10 protein-coding genes are annotated in these 12,959 nt (G+C 48.0%); 3 read left to right on the forward strand and 7 right to left on the reverse strand.

Annotated features, from left to right (window positions below):
- The first annotated feature begins 172 nt into the window (after positions 1–172).
- Positions 173–1,375: an MFS transporter gene (locus CLV82_RS09840; RefSeq protein WP_133644129.1), complete on the forward strand. Its 1,203-nt coding sequence runs from the start codon at positions 173–175 to the stop codon at positions 1,373–1,375.
- Here the strand turns inward: CLV82_RS09840 and leuB are convergent.
- The 5 genes from leuB to recG all read right to left on the reverse strand — a co-directional run bounded on the left by leuB (position 1,372) and on the right by recG (position 8,437).
- Positions 1,372–2,427, reverse strand: coding sequence for a 3-isopropylmalate dehydrogenase (gene leuB / locus CLV82_RS09845; RefSeq protein ID WP_133644130.1), 1,056 nt, complete (start codon positions 2,425–2,427; stop codon positions 1,372–1,374). The genes CLV82_RS09840 and leuB overlap by 4 nt on opposite strands.
- A gap of 17 nt (positions 2,428–2,444) precedes the next feature.
- The gene (locus CLV82_RS09850; RefSeq protein ID WP_133644131.1) at positions 2,445–3,962 is read right to left on the reverse strand and encodes an alpha-isopropylmalate synthase regulatory domain-containing protein; all 1,518 of its coding nucleotides are present in this window, start codon (positions 3,960–3,962) and stop codon (positions 2,445–2,447) included.
- Between the two features lie 43 nt (positions 3,963–4,005).
- Positions 4,006–4,602: a 3-isopropylmalate dehydratase small subunit gene (gene leuD / locus CLV82_RS09855; protein ID WP_133644132.1), complete on the reverse strand. Its 597-nt coding sequence runs from the start codon at positions 4,600–4,602 to the stop codon at positions 4,006–4,008.
- Between the two features lie 29 nt (positions 4,603–4,631).
- Positions 4,632–6,041, reverse strand: coding sequence for a 3-isopropylmalate dehydratase large subunit (gene leuC / locus CLV82_RS09860; protein WP_133644133.1), 1,410 nt, complete (start codon positions 6,039–6,041; stop codon positions 4,632–4,634).
- A 290-nt stretch (positions 6,042–6,331) separates the two neighbouring features.
- Entirely contained in the window at positions 6,332–8,437 is a 2,106-nt protein-coding gene (gene recG, locus CLV82_RS09865) for an ATP-dependent DNA helicase RecG (protein WP_133644134.1), read from the reverse strand.
- A 72-nt stretch (positions 8,438–8,509) separates the two neighbouring features.
- Here recG and CLV82_RS09870 point away from each other — a divergent pair, with 72 nt between their 5' ends.
- Both CLV82_RS09870 and CLV82_RS09875 read left to right on the forward strand, forming a co-directional pair.
- Positions 8,510–10,612, forward strand: a complete 2,103-nt coding sequence (locus CLV82_RS09870; RefSeq protein WP_243744185.1) for a M1 family metallopeptidase — start codon at positions 8,510–8,512, stop codon at positions 10,610–10,612.
- Positions 10,609–11,517 (forward strand): patatin-like phospholipase family protein, encoded by a 909-nt coding sequence (locus tag CLV82_RS09875; protein WP_133644135.1) that lies wholly within the window; start codon positions 10,609–10,611, stop codon positions 11,515–11,517. Before CLV82_RS09870 ends, CLV82_RS09875 begins: the two co-directional genes overlap by 4 nt.
- A gap of 5 nt (positions 11,518–11,522) precedes the next feature.
- Here the strand turns inward: CLV82_RS09875 and CLV82_RS09880 are convergent, their stop codons facing one another.
- Together CLV82_RS09880 and CLV82_RS09885 are read right to left on the reverse strand one after the other, a co-directional pair.
- Positions 11,523–12,041, reverse strand: a complete 519-nt coding sequence (locus tag CLV82_RS09880; RefSeq protein ID WP_133644136.1) for a DUF7935 family protein — start codon at positions 12,039–12,041, stop codon at positions 11,523–11,525.
- A gap of 105 nt (positions 12,042–12,146) precedes the next feature.
- Positions 12,147–12,956, reverse strand: coding sequence for an OmpA family protein (locus CLV82_RS09885; protein WP_133644137.1), 810 nt, complete (start codon positions 12,954–12,956; stop codon positions 12,147–12,149).
- Positions 12,957–12,959: the final 3 nt, after the last annotated feature.

A 12,959-nucleotide genomic window follows, 5' to 3' on the forward strand; every position in this document is an offset into this window, starting at 1 on the left:
GACTGTTCGATATTATCAAAAGATTACTGACTCTATTACCTAAAAAGGTAAAATACTACCTAAAGCTGGTAATCCAAGACAGCTGTTCACGCGTATCTACAGCTAACTTTGATTGCAGGATTAAACCCGGGCTAACCGAACGGGTTTTCCGGGACAGTTTAAACAGGTACACATGAAACCAGATATATTGAGAAAGAAAGCCTTATTCGCCCTGGCCATGGGTGGGTTTGGGATTGGATTGACAGAATTTGTCATCATGGGAATATTACCCGATGTGGCACAGGATCTAAACATCAGCATTGCCAAAGCCGGTCATTTTATTGCGGCCTATGCCCTTGGCGTTGTAGTGGGAGCACCATTGCTGACCGCGGTGGCCGGGAAATGGAAAGCGCATAAGGTGATGTTATACCTCATGTTGTGGTTTACCCTATTCAATACCTTATCGGCATTTGCTCCTAATTACGAATTATTATTGCTCACCAGGTTCCTCTCTGGTCTGCCGCATGGTGCTTTTTTCGGAATTGGGGCAGTAGTGGCTGCAAAACTGGCGAAAAAAGGGAAGGCAGCACAAGCGATCGCCACTATGTTTGCCGGTCTCACAGTGGCCAATGTCCTGGGAGTGCCACTGGGAACTTACCTCGGGCAACAGATCCACTGGAGCTGGTCTTTTCTCCTAGCGGGAATTATAGGCCTGTTAACGCTGGTTAGTGTACATTTCTGGATTCCTGTACAGGAAAGGGCCTCTACCCGGGGCTTTGGGAAAGACATAAGTATTCTTGCCAAACCGCAGGTGCTGGGACTTATTCTCCTGACCACCATTGGAACAGGGGGTTTCTTTGCATGGTACAGTTATATCGCCCCACTGCTTACCAAAGTTGCAGGTTGGGAAGATGAAATGGTCAGCTATGCAATGATACTGGCTGGCCTTGGAATGGTAGCCGGGAATTTCCTGGGTGCCAAGTTGGCCGAATGGTTTGCCCCTATGAAAGCAGTGGTCACCAGCCTGATCCTAATGACCGCAGTGCTGGTGGTGAACAGTTTCCTTGCCGTTGATCCTTATGCCGCCATTATCATGACCTTTGTGATCAGTATGGTAGCCTTCACGGTGGGAACACCTGTTCAAATGGCCATTATACAACAATCAAAGGGTTCAGAAATGCTGGGATCGTCACTGAACCAAAGTGCTTTTAATATGGCCAATGCTTCCGGAGCTTTTTTCGGCGGATTACCCATCGCCATGGGGTATGATTTTACCAAGCCGGGACTGGTGGGAGCATTGTTAGCCGGGATTGGGGTGCTGATCGCTTCAGTGCTTCTCCTGCTGCAGCGCCGACAAGTAAAGAACAGGAGGAGACAACTCGCTTTACAATCCTAGATCTGCGCTGCCAGCCAGTTTCCTACTTCATCGGTTCCGTGAGCTTTATCCTTATCTGCAAGGTCTTCGGTAACCATACCTGTTTCAAGGGCCTGGTTAACGGCATCTCTAATAGCGGTGGCTTCCTCGCTGAGCCCGAAGTCCTCAAACATCATGGCGGCAGAAAGTATAGTGGCCATGGGATTGGCGATATTTTTCCCGGCGGCCTGGGGGTATGAACCGTGTATAGGCTCGTAAAGAGAAACATTTTCTCCTACCGAGGCCGATGGCATTAAGCCCATGGAACCGGAGATCACTGAAGCCTCGTCCGTCAGGATATCGCCAAACAGGTTCTCTGTGATCAGTACGTCATAAGAATTTGGCCATTGAACAAGACGCATTGCCACGGCATCTACGAACTCATAACTCACGGTAACTTCCGGGTAATCTTTTTCCATAGCCTGTACCGTTTCCCTCCATAACCTGGAAGATTCCAGCACATTGGCTTTATCCACACAACAAAGCTTCTTGGATCGCCTCATAGCAAGCTCAAAGCCCTTCTTAGCCAGGCGCTGAACTTCTTTGCGCGTATAGGTACAGGTATCATAGGCTGTATCACCATTATCCTCCCTGCCGCGTTTTCCGAAATATATTCCACCTGTAAGTTCGCGCAGGAAGACCAGGTCTGTCCCTTCTATTCGCTCTCTCTTTAACGGGGATTTATCAACCAGTGAAGGAAAGGTGAACGTCGGCCGGACATTCGCGAACAAACCTAATTCCTGCCTCATTTTTAATAGTCCCTGTTCCGGCCTCACTTTGGCAGAAGGGTCGTTATCAAACCTCGGGTGTCCAATGGCCCCGAAGAGTACAGCATCTGCTTCCCGGCAGATCTTGTGGGTCTCCGGGGGATAGGGATCACCCACGGCATCTATGGCCGCAGCACCTGTCAGTGCAGGGATCCAGTTAATAGTATGGTCAAACTTTTTAGCTACTGCGTCGCAGACCTTGACAGCCTGGTCTATTACTTCCGGACCAATGCCGTCCCCGGCCAATAAGGCAATATTTAAGTTCATGTGTTGGTATTTGATCGTTAAAAAATATTGAGCATTTTCTCGGTTGCCTTGATGGCAGATACCGTCTGGTCAGAATCAAGTCCCCGCGTCTTGAATTCCCTGCCGTCGTGTTCCCATGTAATAATGGTTTCACAAAGGGAATCGGAATTGCTTCCCGGGGGTATTCTCACCGCGTAATCAGTCAGGGTTGGCAGTTCCATCTTCCGGGAGGAGTAAACTTTTCTCAGTGCATTCATAAAGGCATCAAACTGGCCGTCTCCCTGGGCATTTTCCTCATGGGAGTCTCCATCGATCTCCACGGACACCGTGGTAGATGGTTTTAATCCCTTGGAATGGGTTAGAACATAAGACCGTACAAAAACACGCTGTTGGTAGGTGTTACTATCCAGTACATCAGAGATAATGTACGGCAGGTCTTCTTTTGTCACCTTTTCTTTCTTGTCTCCCAGTTCAATGATCCGTTGGGTAACCCTTTTTAGTTCTTCATCATTCAGGGTAAGCCCCAGTTCCTGGAGGTTCTTCTGGATGTTGGCTTTCCCGGAGGTCTTGCCAAGGGCGTACTTCCGTTTCCGCCCGAATCGCTCCGGCAGCAGATCATTAAAGTAAAGATTCTTCTTGTTGTCTCCATCTGCATGAATACCAGCAGTTTGGGTGAAAACATTATCGCCTACAATAGGTTTGTTGGCAGGGATACCAAAGCCGGTAAAAGTGGAGACCAACTTACTTACCTTAAAGAGAGAAGATTCCTTAACATTGATGCGGACATCGGGTATAAAGTCGTTTACCACGGCCACCACGCTCGCTAAGGGGGCGTTTCCTGCACGTTCTCCCATCCCGTTCACTGTCAGGTGTAACCCGTCACAACCGGCTCTCAGGGCCTCCATTACATTGGCCACACTGAGGTCGTAATCGTTATGCCCGTGAAAATCGATGTGTAGCTGCGGGTATTTCTTCCTGATCTCATAAAGGAAACTATAAGTTTCTGAAGGGGTAAGAATTCCAAGGGTGTCGGGAAGCAGCAGTCTTTTGATGGGCAGTGTTGTAAGGTAATCGATAAAACTATATACATAGTCCGGCGAATTCCGCATGCCATTACTCCAGTCTTCCAGGTATACATTGGTACTGATCCCGTTTTTCTCTGCCTGTGCCACTACGGCGGCAATTTCACTGAAATGTTGCTCCGGAGTCTTTTTTAACTGGTGGGTCAGGTGATTCATAGACCCTTTAGTCAGCAGGTTCTGAACCCGTGCCCCGGCCTTGATCATCCATTCGATGGAACTGCCTCCATCCACGAAGGTCAGTACCTCAACCCTGTCCAGATAACCTTTTTCTTCCGCCCAGCTAGTGATCTGTGCGACGGACTGGAACTCTCCTTCGGAAACCCTGGCAGAGGCAACCTCTATGCGGTCCACCTTCAGTTCGTCCAGCAGGAGTTTAGCCAGGGTCAGTTTTTCAGAAGCTGAAAAAGAGACTCCGGACGTCTGTTCTCCGTCCCTGAGGGTAGTATCCATTATTTCTATGGTGCGCTTCTTCATGGTCTTACCTTGCTGTTAGGCAGAAGATCTTTCTTTGTGGGAATTATAAAGGATTCCGGGCGTTAAATGCAGTGATGTCATCTTCCAGGTTCAAAAGGAAATCGATGTCGTCAAAACCGTTAAGCATATTATCTTTCTTATACGGGTTGATATCAAAGGTTTCGCTGGCCCCGGTCGCAAGGATAGTTATCGCCTGTTCCGGTAAGTCTACCTTTATCTCCGTCTTCGGATCCTTTTCAATGGCTTCAAAGATCTGTTGCAGGAAGGCCGCACTGACCTGCACCGGGAGTACGCCAACGTTCAGACAGTTGTTCCTGAAGATATCGGCAAAAAAGCTCGAAACAACACATCGGAAACCGTAATCGTAAACGGCCCAGGCAGCATGCTCCCGCGAGGAACCGGAACCGAAGTTCTTTCCACCTACAAGGATCTGGCCCGAGTAAATTGGGTTATTCAGCACAAAATGTTCTTTCGGGCTGTTGTCCGGGTTGTAACGCCAGTCGCGGAAGAGGTTATCTCCAAACCCTTCCCTGGTAGTTGCTTTCAGGAAACGGGCAGGGATGATCTGGTCCGTATCCACATTTTCTATAGGCAGAGGCACTGCTGTGCTGGTAAGTACATTAAATTTATCGTAAGCCATTCCTATTATCTTGTATTAATATTTTTATTTCAGGCCGTAGCCATTTCGAGGAGTTCTCTTGGGTCTGTCACCTTACCCGTCACCGCGGCTGCTGCAGCCACAAGCGGGCTTGCAAGGAGGGTCCGTGCTCCAGGTCCCTGTCGCCCTTCAAAATTCCGGTTAGAAGTACTCACCGCATATTTCCCTGCAGGGATCTTATCATCATTCATGGCAAGGCATGCAGAACAGCCGGGTTCCCGCAATTCAAAGCCTGCTTCCGTAAGAATATCCAGCAGTCCTTCTTGCCGGATTGCAGCTTCTACCTTATGAGAGCCGGGCACTAGCCAGGCGGTTACATTATCAGCTTTTTTCCGGCCTTTTACGATTTGAGTAAACGCCCGGAAGTCCTCTATCCTTCCATTGGTACAACTTCCAAGGAAGACAAAATCGATCGGTTTGCCGATCATGGAATCACCCTCGTGAAAATCCATATAGGCCAGGGATTTGGCATAGGTTGCCGCGCCTCCTTCAACTGTATCGGCTGTTGGTATTCCCTTCGTAATCCCAACCCCCATTCCCGGGTTGGTTCCGTAAGTGATCATAGGTTCAATATCATCCCCGTTAAAACTGATCTCTTTGTCAAAAATAGCATCGTCATCGGTCTTCAGCGTAGCCCAGTACTCCATGGCTTTATCCCATGCTTCGCCTTTTGGCGTGAACTCACGTCCCTTGATGTACTCAAATGTTTTTTTATCCGGGGACATCATTCCGCCCCTGGCGCCCATCTCAATACTCAGGTTACATACCGTCATCCTTCCTTCCATAGACATATTCCGGAAGACCTCCCCGGCATACTCTACAAAATACCCAGTGGCACCGGAGGTGGTCAGCCTGGAAATTATATACAGGGCTACATCCTTAGGCGTTACCCCCGGGTTCAGTTGACCGTGCACATTGATGCGCATCCGTTTAGGTTTGGGTTGCAGTATACATTGTGTTGCCAGGACCATTTCTACCTCGGAGGTACCTATCCCGAAAGCAATAGCACCAAAAGCCCCGTGTGTAGAAGTATGTGAATCCCCGCAGACAATGGTTGCCCCGGGAACGGTTATCCCATTTTCCGGACCGATCACATGGACGATCCCGTTCTTTTCATGTCCTAAACCCCAGTAAGGAATTCCGTGTTCTGCCGCATTCTGTTCCAACATTTTCAGCTGGTTGGCGGAAAGCGGGTCAGCCACAGGTAAATGCTGGTTCCTGGTAGGGGTGTTGTGATCTGCAGTAGCAAAGGTCCGCTCCGGGTACCGCACCTTGATCCCACGATTCTTTAGCCCCAGGAAAGCCACAGGGCTGGTCACCTCGTGAACGAGGTGGCGGTCTATAAAAAGAACTTGCGGCCCGTTTTCAATTTTCTTGATCACGTGGGCATCCCAGACTTTATCGAACAGTGTTTTACTCATAATTGAAATAGCTTCTGATTAGCCAGTATTTAAGCATTCAAAAGTAGTAAAGCATATTAAGAGTACAGGGAAACCGCATTTTCAAATTACGATGTTCAACCACTTATAATGTGATGTATAATGCAGTTAATCAATTAGTTAAGAGATATAATAGGGAAATTTTGACGAGTTCCAAGCGTTTCGCTTTAGCCAGGATTAATTGGGTGATCCGGGGAGTGACCCAGCCCATTCATTAATTTCCGGGAATTACTATGTCTATAATCAGCACCTATACCGGGGTAGTCTCTGGTTCAGCTGATATAGGTCCAGATATCCTTATGCCGTGACAACCTGCTGTAAGCCACCCTGACCGGGAGATTATCATTGGCCTCCAAATCGGGGTCCTCTTTCAGTAACCGCTGGGCGTAAAAACGTGCGGTCTGTAATATATCCCTGTCCCTGACCACGTCTGCTATCTTCAGGTTCAGAACTCCGCTTTGCTGGGTTCCCATCAGGTCGCCGGGTCCCCGGAGTTTCAGATCCACTTCGGCTATTTCAAAACCGTCATTGGTCCTTACCATGGTCTCCAGCCTGGTCTTTGCTTCTGAGGATAATTTATGACCGGTCATCAGGATACAGAAACTTTGCTCGGCCCCGCGGCCTACACGCCCGCGCAACTGGTGTAACTGGGAGAGACCAAAGCGCTCTGCACTCTCTATGATCATCACGGAAGCATTGGGAACATTGACACCCACTTCAATCACTGTCGTTGCTACCATGATCTGGGTTTCTTTTTTGAGAAATCGTTCCATTTCGTAGTCCTTGTCCTCAGCCTTCATCTGCCCATGTACAATAGAGACCTGGTATTCCGGTTGTGGAAATTCGCGGACCACGCTTTCATAGCCATCCATCAGGTCTTTGTAATCCAAGGCTTCTGATTCCTGTATCAGGGGGTAAACAATATAGACCTGTCGCCCTTTCTGGATCTCGTCCCTGAGAAAACGGAACACTTTTAACCGGTTAGCATCGTATCGATGTACGGTACGTATAGGTTTCCGACCCGGCGGAAGTTCGTCGATCACTGAGATATCCAGGTCGCCGTAAAGGCTCATGGCCAGGGTTCTGGGAATCGGTGTAGCAGTCATCACCAGGATGTGGGGAGGTAATTGGTTCTTACGCCAAAGCTTGGCACGCTGGGCCACCCCGAACCTGTGTTGCTCATCAATAATTGCCAGCCCCAGGTTGTGGAAGCGCACCTTATCTTCTAAAACCGCATGCGTCCCTACCAGGATATTAAGTTTCCCATTCTGTAATTCTTCGTGCAGGGGTTTCCGGTCTTTTTGTTTTACCGAACCTGTCAGCAGCGCGATTGAGACCCCCATATCTCCCAGTAGTTCCTTTAGCCCGTTATAGTGCTGTACTGCCAGGATCTCAGTAGGTGCCACCAGGCAGGCCTGGTATCCGTTATCTATCGCCAGGAGCATTGCCAGGAGAGCAACTATCGTCTTACCCGAGCCAACGTCACCTTGCAGTAAACGGTTCATCTGTGCATTACTGCCAAGGTCTGCACGAATTTCTTTGATAACCCTTTGCTGGGCGCCGGTGAGCTGGAACGGTAAATGTTCCTGGTAAAAACGGTTAAAATGTTCACCCACCTTTTCAAAGGGCATACCCTTGATCTTTTGTTTTCGCAGTTGTTTTTTAAAGAGCAGCTGCAGCTGTATGTAGAAGAATTCTTCAAATTTTAAGCGGAACTGGGCCTTTGATAAGGTTTCCTGGTCTTTGGGAAAATGGATATGGAATAATGCCCTGGATTTAGAGGTGAGTCGTAACTCCTCGATCATTTTTGCAGGCAGGGTTTCTGCAAATGCTCCGGGTAACTCACTGAATAGCTGTTGGAGCAGTTTATTCATTAAACGGTTGGTTATTCCTCTTTTCTGAAGTTTTTCAGTGGAAGGATAAACAGGTTGCATCGCTACCCGGATACCCTGCTGGTGTTCTTGTGCCAATTCCATTTCCGGGTGAGGCATGGAAAACCGGCCGTTAAAATACTGCAAGCGTCCGAAGATGACATAGGGAACATTCAGCTTCAGGCTCTCCCTGATCCATTTATGACCCCGGAACCACACTAGCTCCATTTCCCCGGTTTGGTCCATGAAAGTGGCGACCAGGCGACTTCCCCTGGCTTGTTCTACAGTTTTTAGATGTACGACCTTACCAATGATCTGGACCTCGGAAGAATTTCGCTGCAATTGGTTAATGGTGTAATATTGAGTTTTGTCAATATACCTGTTCGGGAACAGGTGCAGCAGGTCCTGGTAGGTATGAATACCCAGTTCAGATTGCAGGATTTCGGCCCTGTTGGGCCCTACGCCTTTCAGGTAGGCTATAGGGGTTTGAAGAAACTTGGCATTCATCCGACTAAAATAAAGGTTCCCCTATATAACTGCAATAAACTAAAAACCTATTTTTAATGTAATTTACAGCCCGTGAGCCAAAGATCATTTCTTATATTATTTTCCCTGTTCATCTTTTCGATTAGCCTTGCTGCCCAGGGAGGAAATAAAACAGATTTCCTGCAAGCAGAAGTAGCGATACGTATTAACCCGGAAGACGAGGAAATAAGCGGTACCGTGCACTATACCCTGGAAGCACTGGCATCCCTGGATGTTATTACCTTGGATGCCCGTAAGATGAAATTCAGCGAGGTCCGGGTAGGAGGGAAGAAAGCCCGCTTTGATTATGACGGGCGGCATCTGAAGGTTTACAGGAAATTTAAACCCGGGCAGCAATACGAGCTGTCCCTGGCCTACCTGGCACATCCGGAAGAGGCCGTTTACTTTATTGGGTGGGATTATCCCGGGGATGAGGATGGAATGCGGCAGGTCTGGACACAGGGACAGGGGAAATACAGCAGTCACTGGTTGCCCGGGATCGATGATATGACCGAAAAGATGGTCTACGACCTGCAGATAACGTTTGACAAGGATTATTTTGTCACAGCCAACGGGATTCAGAGATTTGTGAGCGTGGCCGACAGCACGGCCACCTGGTCCTTCGATATGGATAAACCGATGAGCAGTTACCTCCTGGCATTTGTGATCGGTAATTACGAAAAAAAAGAACTGACCTCTGAGAGCGGAGTTCCCATTGAACTCTATTATTACCCGGGAGACAGCCTTTATACAGAACCCACCTACCGCTATTCTGCCGAGATATTCAACATTCTTGAGAAAGAGATAGGTGTTCCATACCCCTGGCAGGTGTACAGGCAGTTACCGGTGCGCGATTTTCTCTATGCCGGTATGGAAAATACCAGCACTACTATTTTTTCTGATGCCTATGTGATCGACAGCCTGGCGTTTACCGATAAGAATTATGTGAATGTAAATGCCCATGAGCTGGCACACCAATGGTTCGGAAACCTGGTCACAGAAGTCTCCGGGGAGCATCATTGGCTGCACGAAGGTTTTGCCTCCTATTACGCCCTCCTGGCGGAACGAGAGCTATTTGGCGACGATTACTTCTACTGGAAATTGTTTGAAAGTGCCCGTACCCTGGATCGGATGTCCCAGCAAGGAAAGGGGGAATCACTTTTGGACCCCAATGCAGGTAGCCTCACTTTTTACGAGAAGGGAGCCTGGGCCCTTTTTGCCCTGCGAGAACTGGTGGGGGATAAGCTTTTCAATGCCGGGATTATATCTTTCCTGCAGCGCTATGCCTATGCGAATGCCACGGTCGAAGATTTCCTGCACGAAATGGAGACCACATCTACTGAAGACCTGACCACTTTTAAAGAGCAGTGGCTGGATTCGAGGCAATTTCCTTACCGGGAAGCTCTCCATCTACTAGCTGAAAGCAACGAAGACATCAGGGATTTCCGAGCCCTGCAGAACAGCTTGACGGTGGCAAAGGACTCCAGCAGGGCAATTTTACTTGAAGCCTGGAATAAGAACGACTCCGATCTTTTTCGCGCAAACCTGGTCAGCGATTACCACAAATTGCTTCCTGCAGAAGTGCTGTCGGAACTTATGGCCAACGCGGGAATCAAGTCGAGACAGGCCCTTGCCTTATCTAATTCAGGTGTTCCCGATACTTTAACGGAGACCTACGAGTCCTTTCTTGAAGATCCCAGTTATGTGACTAAAGAAAATGCATTGTTCAAATTATGGGTACATCACCCGGAAGGGCGTGCCGATTACCTGCGGAAAACAAACGGGATAAAAGGATTACCCAATTATAACATCCGCTTACTCTGGCTTACCCTGGCTTTATTTACCAAAGATTATGAGCCGGGCAAAGAAGAAGAATTCTTCAATGAATTGTCCGGTTATACAGATCCCAAATACCCATTTGACATCCGCATAGGTGCATTCCGTTACCTGGAAGAAGCCAGGATGTTCACGGAAAAGAATATTTTAGACTTACTGTTTGCTTCTGCACATCATTCCTGGCAGTTCAGGAAATTTGCCAGGAACCTCCTGGAACGGCTGATGAAGGACGACAAACAACTTGCCCGGATTCGGCGTGTAGCAGCAATGTTACCTGAAGGAAAGGCTACATACATCAACCAAAAACTGAAAGAACTATGAGGGCATTAGTAATATCTGGCGGAGGCAGTAAAGGGGCCTTTGCCGGGGGCGTGGCCCAATACCTGATGGAAGAGCACGGACATGAGTATGATATTTTTATCGGTACTTCTACAGGCAGCCTGCTGATCTCACACCTGGCCCTGGGTAAAATTGAAAAGATCAAAGAGGTTTATACTTCGGTCAACCAGAATAGTATTTTCTCCAGGTGCCCCTTTACCATCAACCAGAAACACGGGATGGCCACCATCGGGATCAACCATTGGAACGTATTGAAGAATTTTTACGACGGCAGTAAAACTTTCGGGGAGAGTCATAACCTTTTAAAACTTATACGGAAAACACTCAGCCCGGCCGAATTTCGCTCCCTGAAGGAGCAGTATAAAGATATCGTGGTCACGGTATCTAACCTGTCCCTCAACCAGGTTGAATATAAATCTATCCGGGATTTTGACTACGATGATTTTTGCGAGTGGATCTGGATTTCCTGTAATTACACCCCGTTTATGAGTTTAGTGAGGAAAGATGGCTGTGAATATGCTGATGGGGGACTGGGATCCATGGTCCCGATAGAGGAAGCGCTGAAAAGAGGTGCCACCGAGGTTGATGCGATTATATTGCATACAGAAGTAACCCACTACAACAGGCTGCCGTCAAAGAATGTCTTCGCTTTACTAACCAGTATGTTCAGTTTTATGCTGGACCGGATCGAGCGCCAGAATATACGGATAGGGAAACTGGTAGCCAACCAGAACGAAGCGATTATCAACTTCTATTATACCCCTACGGTGCTCACAACCAATTCCCTGATCTTTGATAAAGAAAAGATGGCCAGCTGGTGGTCCAGTGGGTTTAATTTTGCCCAGTCGAAAAGTGAAAACCTGAGCCAGATAGAGCCCAACGAATAGGAGGGTTACCAGAGTTCCCCAATCTCTTTCTTGATATAAGAAAGGGCTGTGGCAGATGGCGATGCCTTGTCCATGGTATCGTTAAGAATATCTTCCCTTAATTTATCGGCATTGTCAGCTTCGCTCATGGCAGCTTTCCTGATGGCCTGTATAGTGGCGTTCTTGGCGGCTTTGATGATATTCCAGCACTCATCACTCATGTAGATCTGCTGGGATAAATTGTGATCAAATTCGTTTTCGATATTCCTGATAAGGAGGGATTCGTAAGCATTCTTATCCGTGGATTTCGGGGCGATCCTTACAACCAGGCTGGGGATCGAGATCCGTTCCAGGAATAATGCCATTCTTTCATAAGCCTGTAACCTCAGGGGAAGTGCATTTTTTTGCGCGTCCTTATGAAGGAGAAACCTGCGACGGCCTTCTTCATTCCTTGTATGTAACCTGAAAAAATAAAATGCAATGGCCCCTGTTACTAAAGCAGGTAATAAGTAGGCAAATAACTGAAAGATTCCGTCTCCGGTCATATTGAAAAGTGTTTAGTTGTTTACTCCCCTTTACAACGCTGTATTCTTTTAAAAATTATGACAGCAAGGCAGCCTCTTTAATTCCCACCGCATGCCTGCCATACATCAGCGCGTGTTTTTCATAAGATCTTTCACCATGACGAAGAATTGGTCATAATCCGGGGTAATACGCAAAAGGGTCTTGTTCGCAGGTCCCTGGCCCTGGCCGGTTGCGATGATAAACTCCGGTGAGATCATAAATTTTTCCTCTAAGTACTGTTTAACTGCACTGGCTCTAAGAGCGCTCAATTGGGTGCCCGTCAGTGCGTTTTGATCGGTTGCCACTCCAGCAGCGGCATTGCTCTCTATATGCAGTCTTGCATCAGGGTGCAGTTTCATGATCTGCGCTACCTTTTCTAACATCCCGTTGCCGCCTTCCGTTATCGTGTATTGCTGCGAAGTACTTCCAAAGAGGGTACTGTTATCCAGCACGATCCTGAAAACATTTTTATCCAGGGCTACCGGAACTTCATCCCCCAGACTCTTTTTGATCGAGGTGAGCAACTGTATGGTAGTGGAATCAGTACGGGTAAGCGACTCGTTGATCTGTCTTAGCTGGCTCTCTTTCCGGTTCAGGTTTTCCAGGGATTTCCCTATGTTCTCAGTTTGTGACTTAGATTCTTCGGTTACCCTGGTCAGGGTATTCAGTAGATCCGCATTGGTCTTCCTGGAATCCGCTAATTGCCTTTCGTAATCGGAAATAACAGCCCGCTGGGCGGTTTCTTTGCGCTGACACTCCCGCAGGACCCGGTTGGTAGAGTCAAGTTCTGTTTGCAGGGCATCAACTTTCAGGATAAGATCTTTTTTCTTTTGGCTGTACAGGCTGCTTACGCAAAGCAGTGAGCCGCATAGAAAAAGTGCAGGTAATATTTTCATTGG

Origin of the sequence: Zeaxanthinibacter enoshimensis, assembly GCF_004362865.1 — a bacterium.
Taxonomy (GTDB): Bacteria; Bacteroidota; Bacteroidia; order Flavobacteriales; family Flavobacteriaceae; genus Zeaxanthinibacter; species Zeaxanthinibacter enoshimensis.

What these genes read in the sequence shown, in the direction of transcription:
- CLV82_RS09840 (WP_133644129.1), top strand. Translation starts at nt 173, where the DNA reads ATGAAACCAGATATATTGAGAAAGAAAGCCTTATTCGCCCTGGCCATG.
- leuB (WP_133644130.1), bottom strand. Translation starts at nt 2,427, where the DNA reads ATGAACTTAAATATTGCCTTATTGGCCGGGGACGGCATTGGTCCGGAA.
- CLV82_RS09850 (WP_133644131.1), bottom strand. Translation starts at nt 3,962, where the DNA reads ATGAAGAAGCGCACCATAGAAATAATGGATACTACCCTCAGGGACGGA.
- leuD (WP_133644132.1), bottom strand. Translation starts at nt 4,602, where the DNA reads ATGGCTTACGATAAATTTAATGTACTTACCAGCACAGCAGTGCCTCTG.
- leuC (WP_133644133.1), bottom strand. Translation starts at nt 6,041, where the DNA reads ATGAGTAAAACACTGTTCGATAAAGTCTGGGATGCCCACGTGATCAAG.
- recG (WP_133644134.1), bottom strand. Translation starts at nt 8,437, where the DNA reads ATGAATGCCAAGTTTCTTCAAACCCCTATAGCCTACCTGAAAGGCGTA.
- CLV82_RS09875 (WP_133644135.1), top strand. Translation starts at nt 10,609, where the DNA reads ATGAGGGCATTAGTAATATCTGGCGGAGGCAGTAAAGGGGCCTTTGCC.
- CLV82_RS09880 (WP_133644136.1), bottom strand. Translation starts at nt 12,041, where the DNA reads ATGACCGGAGACGGAATCTTTCAGTTATTTGCCTACTTATTACCTGCT.
- CLV82_RS09885 (WP_133644137.1), bottom strand. Translation starts at nt 12,956, where the DNA reads ATGAAAATATTACCTGCACTTTTTCTATGCGGCTCACTGCTTTGCGTA.